This window comes from Candidatus Nanopelagicales bacterium (assembly GCA_030700225.1).
Classification (GTDB): domain Bacteria; phylum Actinomycetota; class Actinomycetes; order S36-B12.
In genome coordinates this window covers 1-13,400 of sequence record JAUYJT010000081.1, presented here as the reverse complement: position 1 = coordinate 13,400, position 13,400 = coordinate 1, and the positions used below count along the sequence as shown (strand labels likewise).

Sequence of the window (13,400 nt, the reverse complement as noted above, 5' to 3'; positions counted from 1 at the left end):
AATCGTCGTACCGTCATCCATGTCCGTGGCTCCTTCTACTGGTTTGGCGTAGACACCGCCAGCATCAAGGGGCCACGGACGTAATCAGCCCAAGCTGACCAAACTCAAGATCGTGTCTCCCCCCCAACTTCGAAGAACCAGTTAACTGGGGACGGGGTTCGGTCACGGCCGCTTGGCGGCAGGCAGCGATGAGATCTCCAGTTGACGTCACGGCAATACTCGGCTGATCATTTTCCGGCTCTCCGCCGCAGCCCATCAGGGCAAGAGCCAGCAAAGCAACACCGAATTTCGCGCTGACCGATGGTGTCCGGATCATCTGACTCTCGCGGAGCCGTTCCATACCCGAACCCCCTTCAGCTGGCTGCAGTAGTAGCTCTTGGGAACCCATGGCCACCACTTGATGGTCCCCGTCACGTTTCCAGCAACCCGTACGCCGTCCCCCTTGCGGAAGTAGCATGGTCCTCCTGAGTCGCCGCCCTGCCAACCACCATCATCGTACGCGCCGTCCCCGTTGCCATCATGGAGAAGCTCTACCATCGGCCCGGTCCCCATACCACCGATGTCTTCGTGCATGTCATTCCTGTTTACGATGTAACGACAGATCTGCCCAGTTGTCCTGCCCGACGAACACATCCCACTGCCGAGTGGCCGATTGCCCCACATTCCGCCTTTGATAGGAAGGGTGGATGAATCCGACAGGCTTCCATTGAACTGGACTTTCGCACTTTGTGGCCCATGTCGGTGGCCGTCCCGCTCATCTGATTGACGACTCGCCGTAGGCGATCCCTAGTTCTTGCGTGGTTCTGTAAGAGCCTGGTCATCTGCACGCGGCCCGCGCGCAGCTGAGAGGATGGAGCACAGATGTCACCGAGCAGCCCGAACCGTTTCCCGTCCAAGATCCGCGGGTCGGTGGTGGTACAGCGCCGCCGCTGCGGCAAACCGTCCTGCCGATGCGCCGACGGCAGGCAGTTGCACGAGAGCACGGTGTTGAGCTATTCGGAGGGCGGCCGCAACCGCACCGTGATGCTGGCCTCGGAGGAGATCGAGAAGGTTCGCGCCGCGGTCGAGCGGTACCGTACCGCTTCGGCCCGGCTCGTGAACGAGGGCGACACCGGGCTGGCCGCGCTGCTGTCGGGTCGGGCCGGCGCCCAAAGGCAGGCCCGGTGAGCGACTTCGCCGCGTTGCTCGACTTGACCCGCGGCCTGTTCCGCGCACCGAGCTTCGCGATCTTCACCGACCTGCTCACCGGCTGGGTGTGCGCGCCTGGCCGACGCACCATTACCAACATGATCGCCGTGGTTGACCCGGCCGGGCGTCGTGCAGTTCCGGAGAGCAGAACGGCTGCCGACAGCAGGCTGGTCAACAACAACTTCATTTCCGCGAATCCTCCTTCTGCGCCCCTGCTGCTCGCAGATCGACTCTGTGTCCGCGCTGACACCAGGCAGTCACGGTAGCCCCCCCGCTGGGTGTCAAGCAGCGGCGTGCCTCAGCTTCTTTGAGCGCGTGGTGTCTCCTGGCGCGGGGGCAGCCTTGCCTGATGTGGAAGGCAAGATCGACATGGCCGCGAGGCGACATGTGACCAACAAGCTCCGGACCGCGTGCGCGGAAGAGCCGAAGCCGGACAAGGGAAGGATCCTCGACGAGGTGTTGGCCGCCACGGGGAGGCGACGCGCGAGGCCGGGGATCTGGCCAGGCCGTTCGCGGCCTGCGGATCCTCCCAGGCCCGGCGGGATTCATCGCTGGGCCGACTGGCCCGGAGGGATCTGCGCGCCAATCAACAACACCGAAGATCACAGGGTAAGGAACTCAAGAGCGCCAACGCGCGAGACGAAACAACAGATGTGAGGCTGTGCGCCTGGAGGCTCGGGCCCGACCGTATTGGGGCGCCGACAGATCGTGACTCGAAGGCCGGGGCCTCGTGGAGACGCGGCCAGAGCGGTCTTGGAGTCGGGAGGTGGGGTGCCAATGACGAGGACGGTAGGCGTCATCGTTGCGCTCGGCCTCAGCGCGGCGCTCATCCCCGCAGGCGCCACATCGGGGGCTCACGCGCCGAAACCCCAAGTCAAGCTAGACCAACAGCTCGTGAGTGCGGCTTCGGCGAACCAGGGGGCGGCGCGCAGGACGAGGATCCGTGGTTGGTCCACCCGAACCCGCGCGATTGAGTCAGGCAAGGCCATTCGCGACCGGGTACGCGTTCGTTCCGGGACCCGCCTCATCGCACGAGTCGTGATTCTCGAGACGAAGCAGACCGGCACATCGTGGCGAAACTCTGTATCCCGCAGGCTCAAGACGAACGATCGCGGCCGCCTTACCGTCCGGATGCGTCCGACCGACCCAGGCCCCCAGCAGTTCCGCTTGCGCGTTCCGCTCACGAACGACTATCGAAGAGCCGCGACCCGGGCACGCACCATCAACGTCGTGGTTCCCGAAACACCTGATTCGCCGACAGTCCCCGATCCGCCGGCGCCTGCCAACATATGCGCGGCGGATGTGGGCCACTCGGTGGTTGGACAGGTCGGCGATTCTGGTCTTGACGAGATCTCGGGACTGGTCGCCAGTCGCACCGGAACCGATGCCTGGTGGGTACACAACGACAGCGGCGATGGACCGGCGCTCTATTCGATGAGCGCCGATGGACAACTGTTGCGAACCGTCTCCCTGACTGGCGCAGTGGCCCGAGATTGGGAGGACATCGCGATTGGCCCGGGTCCGATCGCGGACACCGACTACCTGTATGCGGCAGACATAGGAGACAACAACCTGGCCCGCGCGGGGATCGTGGTCTACCGGGTGCCAGAGCCATCCCCGGTAGGTGCCAATGCCTCGGTTGTGGACTACGACGTCCTTTCCCTGACCTACCCTGACGGAGCGCACAACGCGGAAACCCTCCTGGTGGATCCGCTCACCGGCGACCTGTTGATTGTCACAAAGACGAACACCGGCGTGGCCGGTCTGTACAGCTTGCCCGCGCTTGGCGCCGGCGACCAGGAGTCGGTGCTTCAGCTCCGCGGGACCCTTCAGTTGAGCGCAGTCGCGACGGGCGGAGACGTCTCACCGAACGGTCGGGCGATCGCCATCCGCACGTACTCGGGTATCCGGGGCTGGGCAAGGGATCCGGCCGAACCCCTGTGGGACACGTTGGGAACGGCGAGCTGCGAACTACTGAGCGTTGGGGAGGAGCAGGGCGAGGCTCTCGGATTCGCCAGCGACAACGGCAGCTACGTGACGATCAGCGAGGGCGACCGACCAGACATCAACCGCTTCGTGATCGACGAGTAGCGGCCCCGTCGCGCGCAGAGACACCAACGCGTTGCAGTGCCCTGCCAAGCTTCACCTGCACAACGGCGAAGCCCAGGAGCGGTTGGCGCTGGGCCTGGGTCCGTGTCACTGCCGCCGCCCAGATTCAGCTCCTGGGCCGATTGTTCCGCGCCTCGCCCGACCCGGTCCGCCCTGGGGCGTGCGTCAAGCCTCGCGGCGATCTTGTAGCGATTCCGGCCACTTCAGAACGCGAAAGCGGCCACATTTGGCCGTTTTCGCAACAAGATCATCGGGGAGGCGGCCTGGGGGGCTGAAACGCGGTGTTGGCCACGTCGGCTTCGTCTGTCGGCAACCGGGTCAGCGCGAGTCTGGCCGCCAGGGCTCCGGGTAGCCCGCTGCCTCTCGTGCCCGCTTGCCAACCTCAACAAGCAACGCGAGATGCTCCTCTATCGGCCGCGTGTAGTCGATGAATGGCGTGACCACAACGACGCTCACGTCCTGTTTCGGGTCGTACTGCACTATGTTGACGTAACCCGGATGCGCACCAGAGTGACCCATACCCAGTTCCGTTGAGCTGATACCCAAACCGTACGTCTCGTTGCCGTCGGGCACCGTCGTCATCTCCGCGACGGTCTCGGCGTTGAGCGGTCCAGATCCGGACAGCAGCGCGGCAATCCAGCGGGTCATGTCCGTCGGCGTGCTCACTACGCTCCCGGGGCCTACCTGCGATGACATGTTGTCTTCACTGATCGGCTGCCAACCCCCGCCGACGTTTACGTAGCCGGTCATGAACGGCGCTGGCATCGCGAAGTCGTACGCGCTCCAGACCTCCGACGTCTGCGGCAATCCGATGGGCCCGAGCATGTTATCCGCGACAAAGGTGTTGAACGGCGTGCCCGAAACCCGTTCCACGATCTTGACCAGAAGGTTGTAGCCCGTGTCGCTGTAGTGGTAGTCAGTTCCGGGTTTGAAGAACGACAACTTGTTGGCTGACAGCACCCCGGCGAGTTCGTCGACCGTGAACTGATGATCCGGTCCGCTGAACTCGGTCATGTATTGGTCGTAGGTCTTGCCCGCGTAGGGTGCCTTGCTGGTCTTCGGGACCGGGTTGTTGGACACGTCAAATACCCCGGCCCGATGGGAGAGCAGCTGCCGGATCGTCATCTTGTCCTTGTACGGGATGGCGTACTGGGGAGTGGCTGGCAGGTAGGAATAGGTCGTGCCCGGGATGTTCTGCGTCACGCGATCATCGATATTCAGCTTGCCCTGCTGTCGCAGCAGCATGACCGAAGCCGCGGTGAACGTCTTGCTGACACTGGCGATGCGGTAATGCGAATCAGCACTGGTGCCTTCGGGCATTCCGGAGGCGACAGTCCACGTTCCATTGGGGCTCACGAGTCGGACCAGGACCCCGGCGCCATCGGGCAGGGCATGGCTGTCGCGGTATTGCGCGAACACCTGGTCGACTGACGCCTGCATGCGCGGCCCGACCTCGTCGCTGGCGGCCTGATTCCCGCAACTCGACAGCACCGGAACGGCCATGACAGCAAGAGCCACCGCAGCCGTGAAGGTTCTGCGCCGACTCATTCTTCCTCCTCGATCCGAGAAGAGCTCAACCAATCGCAGCGTAGCTACAACACGAGCAGGGACGCGGGGTGGCGGCGAGACTCACCAATGATGCCCGCGAAATAGTGGCCTGGCCTGGGTGTGGTGGTCTGCCGGTGCCACTCTGGACGCTCCCCCAGAGGGGGACCCCCCTTCTGGGGGACACGCGGCGGGCGCTGACACACCCACGCCCACACCAAGCGAACTACCACAACATTTCATTCCAGGTACCTCGGAGTGCATTCTGCGCAGTAGCGTGAGGAATGCTGGCAAACGCCAGCCGTTTCACCGAAGGGCGGGAGCCATGACTGCAGCACAGGTGGCCACGCTGGCCGAACGACTGAAGGCGGATCAGGATTTCGCCGCTGCCATCGGCGCGGCCAAACCGCCTGGGAGGCGGCTCAGGTCGCCACTGACGCCGGAATCGAAGTGAGCGCCGAAGAGATCTACGCCCTGGCGGCAAGGTCGGACCAGGAGGTTTCCGATCAGGAGCTGGAGTCCGCCGCTGGCCCGTCCTTGAGGAGCGACCTCTGATGACTGATACCGCATCTGCGCCTGAATTGGCGCCCTTGGTCGCAGCCTCTCCGAAGTCCAGGCGGCGGACCTGGCTCGGAATCGGGCTCGCCGCCATCAGTGCAGTCATGCTGTTCCTGACCTGGGATGGCAACGGCGGTTTGTGGCCCCTGATCCTCATCGCCTTCGTGCCGATGTATGTCGCTCAGTACCGCCTGCTGTCGCCCCGGATGTCCGGGCTTGCCGTCGCCATCGCCGCCTTCGGAAATTTCTTTGCGCTCGGGCGTGCGGTTTCGGGGATCCTCGGAGGCATTGCGGGCATCGGGGCAGCCGCTCTGATCGCGCTGATTCTCAGCTCCGTCTGGTGGTTCCTGGCGGCGTTCGACCGCCGTTACAGCGAACGGACGAACTACCGCTGGTTCCTCATTCAGCTGCCCTTGCTATGGGTCGGCGTGGAAGTGCTGCTCGGCTGGAACCTGTTGACGGCGACGAACTACTGGATCGCCTACCGGCTCGCGTATGTGCCCGACCTGGTTCAGCCGATCAGCGTCGTGAGCACGCCGGTGCTGGGCTTCCTGCTGATGGTGATCAACGCCGCGATCGCGCTCGCTGTACTGCGCTGGTTCGACCGCCGCTGGCCAGCGCTGGCCACAGTCCCGATTCCCCGGCGCACGGTTGCCTGGTCGGCCGCCATCGCCGGCGGCCTGGCGGTCCTCTGGGTCGCGAGCAGCCTGCTGATCAACGCTCAGGTCAACAGCCAGCTCGGACCGGCCGTGAGGGTCGCCGCACTGCAGCCTGATCCGGCGAAGGTCGGCACGCGGGAGGCGGCGCTGAAGGCCAAGGCCGGCGATCCGGCCGAGGAAATCGCGCGGATGGCGATGGCCAGAACGCAGATGGAGGAGATGACCCGTGAGGCCGCTGCCAAAGGCGCCGTTCTCGTGGTCTGGCCGGAGATCCTTTTTCACTACGATGTGACCGCTGCTCAAGGGCAATGGATAGCTGACCTGGCCAGGCAGACCAAGACCACCCTCGTGGTCGGCTTTGAGCCCGGCTATCCCGAGTTGCGCGCCAGCAATCTGGCCGCGGTCTTCGGGCCCGACGGAAGCGTGCAGGGGCAGGTGTATCACAAGGTGCACCCGGTGATCGCCATGGCCGAGGGCTTTAACACCGACCCGGTCTACCAGCCGTATCAGACGCCATTTGGCCAGCTGGGTGTCATCATCTGCTTCGACTACGACTTCCCTCAGAGCTCCCCGCGCGAGACCGTGAAGAACGGCGCCCAGATCGTCGCGACACCGTCGCTTGATGACGCCAGCTTCGGCCCGCTGCGCTGGCAGACTCTCACGTTCCGCGCCATCGAGAACCGGGTTCCGTTCGTGAAGTCGGCGAAAGGCTTCGACTCAGCGATCATCAATGCCAACGGGCAGGCAGTGTGGAAAGAGGAAGTCACTGATCCGGCTGGGCAGAAGGTCGTGCTGGTGGCAGATGTAAATCTCGGGCCGCGCAATGCCCCCTTCACCCAGATCGGGATGTATTGGGTTGCGGCTGCGCTGTTGATCGGGCTGATTCTCCGTTTCGGCGACCAGTATCGGCTTGCGCGCCGGCAGCGGCGCACCGAACGGGCGCAAGCGGCAACGCCAGACGCCGAACAAGCCGCCGATTAGCGCCACACACACCGGTTCACGGTTCACGCCCTTATGGCCACGTTTCAAGTAAACGCAGTCCGATATCGGCGTCCGAGGTTGTCCCGGGTCTCGTGGAAGTTGAGGTGGCCGTCTCTCGCCTGAGACCCGCCTGGTGGCCGCGGGGTCCGGCTCTTGTGGTTGCTGAGTCCTGGAGCCTGGGCAAGGCGGCCAGGTTCGCATGGTTCGGGGCGGATCTGTCGCAGGCGGAGCTGGAGCGGTTCTTCTTCCTGGACGATGCCGATCGCGATCTGGTCGCGAAGGTGATCGCCGTTGCGCCTTGCCCGCCGAACTCCTATCCGATTCGCGGGCCCGTCAGTGCCAGTGGACGTGCTGGACGAAGTCCGCGGGGCCGACGCCGCCCGAAGTATGCACAGGAGCAGCCCGGGCCTGCAGGCCTGGATCTGCGACCTGTAGACCGGAAGCCAGCGCAACGACAAACGGTCCCTCGGCCCAGCGAGGCGACACGCAACTCGGAGTGTCGGGTCGGCAACGCAGGCCAGCTTGAGCTGCAAATGCCGTCCGCCCGGGGCAAGCGCCTGGGCCGGTCAACTCAGCAAGCGGGCGGTAGTGAGACAGCCAGTCACCGGCCGCGCCGGAAGTTAGACCACTACCGAACGGTTCCATTAGCCGCTCGGTGCGCGTAGCCTAGGAGACGGAGGTTCGTCATGGAAACCATGGAGAGGCCGGTCCCAAAGCCGGTCGTTGACTGGACTGCTCTGACGCAGGCGTCCGACCCGTTGAGGAAGACAACTCGGGGGCGGTACCGCGCGCTGTTGAAAAGGGGGGTGGGCTCCCGAGGCTTCATCGCAACGCCCCAAGGGGGCAACGGCAGACTCGCGGGGAAACGTACCTTCCACAGCGTGCTGGCCGCGCTGGCGGTCCGCGCGGACAGAGCCGGGGACTCAGCGGGCGCTGAGTACTTGACGGCTGCCGCCGCTCGGCTGGAGCGGCGCTACGGGGCGCGACTCCGCGAGTATCTCCGATGGAACCCCCCGGAGGATCTCCCCGATGCGGACTTCTACGCGAACCTCCTTCGTGACACAAGCGACGCTGTTGACCACTGGGCGCGGATCGACGAGGTCCTATTCGCGGCCGGAGAAGTGAGCGAAACGGGCAACGACTCCGCCCGCATCGTCGCAACAACGACTCGTAATGGGGTGATGATCGAGTTGCTGCTCCCGAGTTCTCTTGTCGAAACCCTCCACCGCGGCGACGCCGTGTGGGTGTTCAGGAATCTCGTCGGCCACGCGGCTGTCGTGGACGTTCTTCCCGCTGTGCCGGCCGCTGACTTTGGCTCCCCTACAAAGGAGTCCTTGGGTGACTCGGAGGATAGAGAGGAGGAGGCGGCGGCGGCCAGATACGCGGCTGGTCCTGGCGCGAAGCCAAGCCGCGAGGAACTCAGGAAGATGGTCGAGGCCGCTGAGTCGGAATCGTTCCCCAGAATCGACCTCGTCGGCTGACCCGGCATGGAATGGGTTGACGCCGCCAAGTCCCACCGCCTTGACCTACCAAGCTTCACCTGCACAACGGCGAAGCCCAGGAGTGGTGGGCGCACGCTTCCACACCCGAAACCGTGGGAATGGGAGGTCCAAGCTTTCATCAGGCGGCTGCGGCCACCCCTTGCGGGCGAAGTCCTTCTCCTGGGAATCGCCCAGCGCCGAATCGCGTCCGTGGTGAACCTCGCCTACTACACGGTCGAGCGCACCCCCGTCACGTTCATACGAGCGATCGCGGTCTCCGTGGAATGGAGGGGGCAAGGCGGCTCGCTCGCGGACGAAACGATCGTCCATGCGATCCGCCGCGCGGGCAGCGATCTGAGCGCGCTCGGTTTCAACCGAGCCCTAGCGGCAGGCCACGTCGCACCCAGCAACACGCCGGGCCAGCGTCTCTTGGAGCGGTCTGGGTTCCGGAGGACTGCCGAGTCCGACTCGGTTCAACGTTGGGAAAGGCCGTTCAGTTGGTGAGCGCCGGACGCCGCGCAGGCATGCGGCACGGGCGCGGGCCGACCGGCCATCTCCGGAAATGAGACGGGGAGCGATTTCTCGCTCCCCGGGGACTGAATAGAGGCGGGGACGAAGCCCCACCTCGGGATTCAATGCCCAAAGCATATCCGGATGGGCGCCGCGAGAGTCGACAGCGCGTTGACTCATCTCGGCCATGGCGCCGACTGGGTCCGGGCGCAGTTGGCCGGACTTGTCTGGCCCCCTGGTCAGTGCCAGTGGACGTGCTGGGCGAAGTCCGGGGGGCGCTTCTCGGCGAACGCGGCCGCGCCCTCCGCGCCCTCGGGGGATTCGACGAACAGGTCGAGCGCCGTCATCGCCAAGTTGCTGAACCCGGCCTGATGGTCGGTGTCGGCGTTGAAGGACTGCTTCAGGAACCGGATGGCGGTAGGGCTCTTGCCGGCGATCTCGGCGCCCCAGGCCTTGGCCTCGGCCATGAGCTGGTCGGGCGCGACGACCTTGTTGACCAGGTTCATAGCCAGGGCTTGCTCGGCGTCGTAGATGCGGCACCAGAACCAGATCTCGCGGGCCTTCTTCTCCCCGACGACGCGGGCGAGGTAGGCCGAGCCGAAGCCGGCGTCGAACGAGCCGACCTTCGGGCCGGCCTGTCCGAAGCGCGCGGTGTCGCTGGCGATGGACACGTCGCACAGGACGTGCAGGACGTGGCCGCCGCCGACCGCGACGCCGTTGACCGCCGCGATGACCGGCTTGGGGATGTCGCGGATGACCTTGTGCAGGCGGCCGATCTCGAACATGCCGGACTCGCTCGGGCCGTAGTCGCCGGTCTCGGCGCGCTGCTTGACGTCGCCTCCGGTGCAGAAGGCCTTCTGGCCCGCGCCGGTCAGGATCACGGCGGCGACCCCCTTGTCGGCCCAGGCCAGGCGGAACGCCTTGATCAACTCATCGACCGTCTTGGCGCGGAATGCGTTGTAGCGCTCCGGACGGTTGATCGTGATGATCGCGACGCGGTCTTCGATGGCGTAGGTGATGTCTTCGAAGTTCGCCACGTGGTCCTCCCTCGTTGGCGGTGATGGTGGGCGCTGGGGCCCGGACTCGGCTGGCCGCCGCCCGGATTCAGTTCCCGCGCCGATTGTTCCGCGCCCATGTCGCACCCGTCCGCCCGGGGCCTCGGGTGCGGTCCGGACGCCTCCGACGCGATGGCGCCTGCGGTGGACGACCGGCGACGCACGCCGCGACCCGGTAACGGCGCTTGGAACGGCTCGCCGATTCAGATCCGCTGGATGAGTATCCCGGGGAACCCCGCGCACAAGACGGAAAGGTCATCGGCGTCAGCGGTGATCACGACGCCACCACCATTCTTGATAGCGACCGCGGCGACTGACGCGTCGACGTGATGACTGGACCCGCGCCCTACGGCGGCCAGGACATTTCCGATGGTTCTGGCAAGACCGCGATCCGTTGGCGTCACGTCAAGACTGCTGTCGCGGCTGAGAAAGGAGTCCAGCGCCTGGTCGCGCCGTCCACCCCGGTAGAGCTCGGCCAGCACGGCCGCGGGGACGGCAGCGTTCGCGTTCGTGTTGTAGGCAGCCTCAAGCGCCGCTCGCACGGTGCGTTCGTGCCGCCCGCCATTGACCAGCCGGGACAGCGCCTCAGCGTCGAGGACGACAGCGCTCATCGAAGGAACATCTCGAATCGCGCGACTTCGTCCGGGTCCGTGGGGCCACGTTCGGCGGCGAGTCGCTCCAGCAGCGCGCCCAGGTCGCGGCGTCGGTCGCGCCTCTGCTTCTCCGCCCGCAGGACAGCGTTGACGATGGGAGCCAGCTCCCCGTAGCTGAACTCCCGCACCAGGTCCTCGTCCAAAGACAGCGACTTCTTCACCTTCGGCGGCGATGGTGGCCTATCACCAACAGGTTGTGCGGTCATACCGTCATCCTACCCCGATCCTCCACGCTCCTCGCCTGGTGGAGCGCTCCAGTCGCCCGACCGGGCACCAGGGTCGCTGCGTCACTCGTCAGCTCGGGACTGGGTTTCGACGCTCAGACAACCTGCATGCGTGCAATAACGGCCGATATCTACAATATTTGGCGCAGGTAGAGCTAAGATACTCGTATCAGAGGTGGTTAGAGATGCTCGTCAGCTTCGCGGTTGAGAACTTCGGCGCCTTCCGCGACCGCGCCATTCTGGACCTGCGCGTCCCCGCTTCGACCGACGCTCCGCACGGCCTCACCCCTTTCGGCGAACAGGTCGCCTCGGTCGCCGTGACCTATGGAGCGAACGCCAGCGGCAAGACAACTCTGCTCGAGGCGATCGTTCGCTTGCAGTCGGCGGTCGCGCACTCTCACAGATCCTGGGATCCGGAAGGAGGCACCAACGCTAGGCCGTTCCTCCTTCGCGCCGAAGCGGCAACGCATCCGACGACTTGGCGGATCACGTTCGTCCCCTCCGACGGCCCCCCGGGACAGTACGAGTACACGGTGACCATGGACTCCAGTAGCGTCCGCTCCGAGACCCTTCGGCACAAGTCAGTCAGTTCGCGCCGATCACGCTGGCTCTTCCGGCGTTCAGATCAAGACGTGATGACAACGGATCGGAGCGTTCTCTCGCTGCAGCCGAAGCTCCGCCGGAATTCCCTACTCCTGTCCGTGGCGGCACAGGAGAACGAACAAAGTCTGCTCCCTGCGTTTTCTTGGATCACAAAGCGACTCCTGACCGCCCGCCGACTTGGGACGCCAGAAGGGCAGTCCCGCGCTCTCAGTCAGTTGGTCCGGGAAGAAGACCTGCCCCTGGTGAAGGATCTGGCGCGCAGCGCGGACCTCGGCATAGACGAAGTGCGAGGCACTAGGCTCACGACCGCACAGCTGGATGAATTGCGCACTACCGCACGTCGGATTCAGGACGCTCTCCCCGGAATGAACATCCTGCCGCCCGCTGGCGAGTTCGCGGCGCTGACGTTCGGCCACACGACGGCAAGGGGCGAGACCTACTATCTGCCGGAGGCGATGGAATCCGACGGGACGATGACGTACCTGGCTGCGGGGCTTCTCGCCGAACGCGCCCTGCGGACCGGCGGCGTAGCAGTTATCGATGAACTCGACGCGAGCCTGCACCCCACCCTGGTCGAGGACCTCGTCGCTCTCTTCCGATCGAGCTCGACCAACCCTCATGGCGCCCAGCTGATCGCCACGACTCACGACACTCACCTGTTCGGGCGCAGTTCGATTGAGCCCCTATCCCGCCACGAAGTGTGGTTCACCGAGAAGGACACCGACGGAGCCAGCACCCTATTCCGATTGGGCGACTTCCCCGGTGTGCGCCCGACTGTCGATCAGGAGCACCGGTACCTCGTCGGGCGATACGGCGCCGTGCCATCCCTGCACCTCCCGCAACGCGCCGAGTCGTCCGGGCGATAGCGATGATGCGTTCCCCGCGCCGACCGATCCTGGTCGTGACAGAGGGGTACACCGAGGCGAACTACCTTGAGGCTGTCCGCCTCCGAGAGGCGACGCGGCACATCCGCAAGATCATCAACGCGAAGGGCGGAGGCGGCATTGTTCAGGCCCTGGAGCGCACCAATCTCGACGGATTCGAAGAAGTCTGGCTCGTCGTCGATGCGGAGAAGCACCCGCACGTGACCTGCGCGCGACTCAGGCAGTCGATCGAGAAGCAGTCGGCTGAAGACCAGACGCGGGTAATGATAACTGCGCCCAAGTTCGAAGCCTGGCTGCTAGCCCACTTCGAAAAGCCGACGGGAACAGGCGCACGGATCGAGGCGCGACTCAGGGAGCACTACGGCTTCAAGAAGTCTGATCTGCCGAAGGGCATCAACCTGGATCGCTGGGCGACCGCCGCAGCTCGGCTGGAGCAACTCGATCTTGGTGTGCCCGATATCCCCGCCCAGGCTTACGAGTGCCCTCTCTGCCGTTTGGCTTCCGGAATGAGCGCCGCCGTGGAGCTGGTCGGGGGCAGCCCCTCGCGCCGAGCTCATTGAACGTCGATCCAAAGAGCCAGGAACTGGCCGCTTCCACCGCCTCGAGCACCGGCTTCCCTTCCAGTGCGCTGACATGGGCCTGCCGTCCGTTGTCACGCTTCGGACACGTCGGTAACTGCCAACGACGTGAGCCCCCCACCAAGGCAAGTTGAGGTGAGTAGCCGGGGGGAGTTGCACCCCCCGGCTCTCGCAGAACCGTACGTGACAGTCTCCCGTCATACGGCTCCCACGGGTCGGCAACTGCTTCGGTCCACCCCGACGCTCCTCCCCAACCTGGGTTGGCGTCACGGCGACCTGACCCGCCCGGCCCCTTCGCTCCAGCCCCATTACAGAACCATCATCACTACTACGAGCCGGTCCGCCCCTGTGCCCCGCGGTACTCAGCCGCTC

General features: G+C 65.1%; 13 protein-coding genes. 9 read left to right on the top strand and 4 right to left on the bottom strand.

The genetic code is table 11. The features are described 5' to 3' along the window. Nucleotides 1-861: 861 nt before the first annotated feature. The 3 genes from Q8P38_12525 (at nt 862) to Q8P38_12515 (ending at nt 3,279) form a co-directional block, all read left to right on the top strand. Nucleotides 862-1,167, top strand: coding sequence for a hypothetical protein (locus Q8P38_12525; protein ID MDP4015425.1), 306 nt, complete (start codon nt 862-864; stop codon nt 1,165-1,167). After that, nucleotides 1,164-1,454, top strand: coding sequence for a hypothetical protein (locus tag Q8P38_12520; protein MDP4015424.1), 291 nt, complete (start codon nt 1,164-1,166; stop codon nt 1,452-1,454). Before Q8P38_12525 ends, Q8P38_12520 begins: the two co-directional genes overlap by 4 nt. Nucleotides 1,455-1,965: 511 nt before the next feature. Further along, nucleotides 1,966-3,279: a hypothetical protein gene (locus Q8P38_12515; protein ID MDP4015423.1), complete on the top strand. Its 1,314-nt coding sequence runs from the start codon at nt 1,966-1,968 to the stop codon at nt 3,277-3,279. Nucleotides 3,280-3,615: 336 nt separating this feature from the next. Here the strand turns inward: Q8P38_12515 and Q8P38_12510 are convergent, their stop codons facing one another. Next, nucleotides 3,616-4,845 carry a serine hydrolase domain-containing protein gene (locus tag Q8P38_12510; protein ID MDP4015422.1) on the bottom strand — a complete coding sequence of 410 codons (1,230 nt, stop codon included), beginning with the start codon at nt 4,843-4,845 and terminating at the stop codon, nt 3,616-3,618. Nucleotides 4,846-5,167: 322 nt separating this feature from the next. Between Q8P38_12510 and Q8P38_12505 the strand changes: the two genes are divergently transcribed. The 4 genes from Q8P38_12505 to Q8P38_12490 all read left to right on the top strand — a co-directional run bounded on the left by Q8P38_12505 (nt 5,168) and on the right by Q8P38_12490 (nt 9,025). Beyond that, nucleotides 5,168-5,296 carry a hypothetical protein gene (locus Q8P38_12505; protein ID MDP4015421.1) on the top strand — a complete coding sequence of 43 codons (129 nt, stop codon included), beginning with the start codon at nt 5,168-5,170 and terminating at the stop codon, nt 5,294-5,296. Between the two features lie 100 nt (nt 5,297-5,396). Continuing rightward, a complete protein-coding gene (locus tag Q8P38_12500) occupies nt 5,397-7,040 on the top strand; it encodes a nitrilase-related carbon-nitrogen hydrolase (GenBank protein MDP4015420.1) in 1,644 nt (547 codons plus the stop codon). 881 nt (nt 7,041-7,921) lie between these two features. Further along, complete coding sequence (locus Q8P38_12495) at nt 7,922-8,521, top strand: hypothetical protein (GenBank protein MDP4015419.1); 600 nt, start codon at nt 7,922-7,924, stop codon at nt 8,519-8,521. Between the two features lie 6 nt (nt 8,522-8,527). Continuing rightward, on the top strand, nt 8,528-9,025 hold the full coding sequence (locus Q8P38_12490) for a GNAT family N-acetyltransferase (GenBank protein MDP4015418.1): 498 nt from the start codon (nt 8,528-8,530) through the stop codon (nt 9,023-9,025). Nucleotides 9,026-9,270: 245 nt separating this feature from the next. Here Q8P38_12490 and Q8P38_12485 read toward each other — a convergent pair whose 3' ends face one another. The 3 genes from Q8P38_12485 to Q8P38_12475 all read right to left on the bottom strand — a co-directional run bounded on the left by Q8P38_12485 (nt 9,271) and on the right by Q8P38_12475 (nt 10,945). Continuing rightward, nucleotides 9,271-10,068, bottom strand: coding sequence for an enoyl-CoA hydratase-related protein (locus tag Q8P38_12485; protein ID MDP4015417.1), 798 nt, complete (start codon nt 10,066-10,068; stop codon nt 9,271-9,273). A gap of 221 nt (nt 10,069-10,289) precedes the next feature. Continuing rightward, nucleotides 10,290-10,697, bottom strand: coding sequence for a PIN domain-containing protein (locus tag Q8P38_12480; protein ID MDP4015416.1), 408 nt, complete (start codon nt 10,695-10,697; stop codon nt 10,290-10,292). Then, on the bottom strand, nt 10,694-10,945 hold the full coding sequence (locus Q8P38_12475) for a hypothetical protein (GenBank protein MDP4015415.1): 252 nt from the start codon (nt 10,943-10,945) through the stop codon (nt 10,694-10,696). The genes Q8P38_12480 and Q8P38_12475 overlap by 4 nt, the downstream gene beginning before the upstream one ends. Before the next feature lie 203 nt (nt 10,946-11,148). Here Q8P38_12475 and Q8P38_12470 point away from each other — a divergent pair, with 203 nt between their 5' ends. Then, nucleotides 11,149-12,432: an AAA family ATPase gene (locus Q8P38_12470; protein MDP4015414.1), complete on the top strand. Its 1,284-nt coding sequence runs from the start codon at nt 11,149-11,151 to the stop codon at nt 12,430-12,432. Nucleotides 12,433-12,434: 2 nt separating this feature from the next. Continuing rightward, complete coding sequence (locus Q8P38_12465; protein ID MDP4015413.1) at nt 12,435-13,010, top strand: RloB family protein; 576 nt, start codon at nt 12,435-12,437, stop codon at nt 13,008-13,010. Nucleotides 13,011-13,400: the final 390 nt, after the last annotated feature.

What these genes read in the sequence shown, in the direction of transcription:
- Q8P38_12525 (MDP4015425.1), top strand. Translation starts at nt 862, where the DNA reads ATGTCACCGAGCAGCCCGAACCGTTTCCCGTCCAAGATCCGCGGGTCG.
- Q8P38_12500 (MDP4015420.1), top strand. Translation starts at nt 5,397, where the DNA reads ATGACTGATACCGCATCTGCGCCTGAATTGGCGCCCTTGGTCGCAGCC.
- Q8P38_12465 (MDP4015413.1), top strand. Translation starts at nt 12,435, where the DNA reads ATGATGCGTTCCCCGCGCCGACCGATCCTGGTCGTGACAGAGGGGTAC.
- Q8P38_12480 (MDP4015416.1), bottom strand. Translation starts at nt 10,697, where the DNA reads ATGAGCGCTGTCGTCCTCGACGCTGAGGCGCTGTCCCGGCTGGTCAAT.
- Q8P38_12490 (MDP4015418.1), top strand. Translation starts at nt 8,528, where the DNA reads ATGGAATGGGTTGACGCCGCCAAGTCCCACCGCCTTGACCTACCAAGC.
- Q8P38_12505 (MDP4015421.1), top strand. Translation starts at nt 5,168, where the DNA reads ATGACTGCAGCACAGGTGGCCACGCTGGCCGAACGACTGAAGGCGGAT.
- Q8P38_12515 (MDP4015423.1), top strand. Translation starts at nt 1,966, where the DNA reads ATGACGAGGACGGTAGGCGTCATCGTTGCGCTCGGCCTCAGCGCGGCG.
- Q8P38_12510 (MDP4015422.1), bottom strand. Translation starts at nt 4,845, where the DNA reads ATGAGTCGGCGCAGAACCTTCACGGCTGCGGTGGCTCTTGCTGTCATG.
- Q8P38_12475 (MDP4015415.1), bottom strand. Translation starts at nt 10,945, where the DNA reads ATGACCGCACAACCTGTTGGTGATAGGCCACCATCGCCGCCGAAGGTG.
- Q8P38_12470 (MDP4015414.1), top strand. Translation starts at nt 11,149, where the DNA reads ATGCTCGTCAGCTTCGCGGTTGAGAACTTCGGCGCCTTCCGCGACCGC.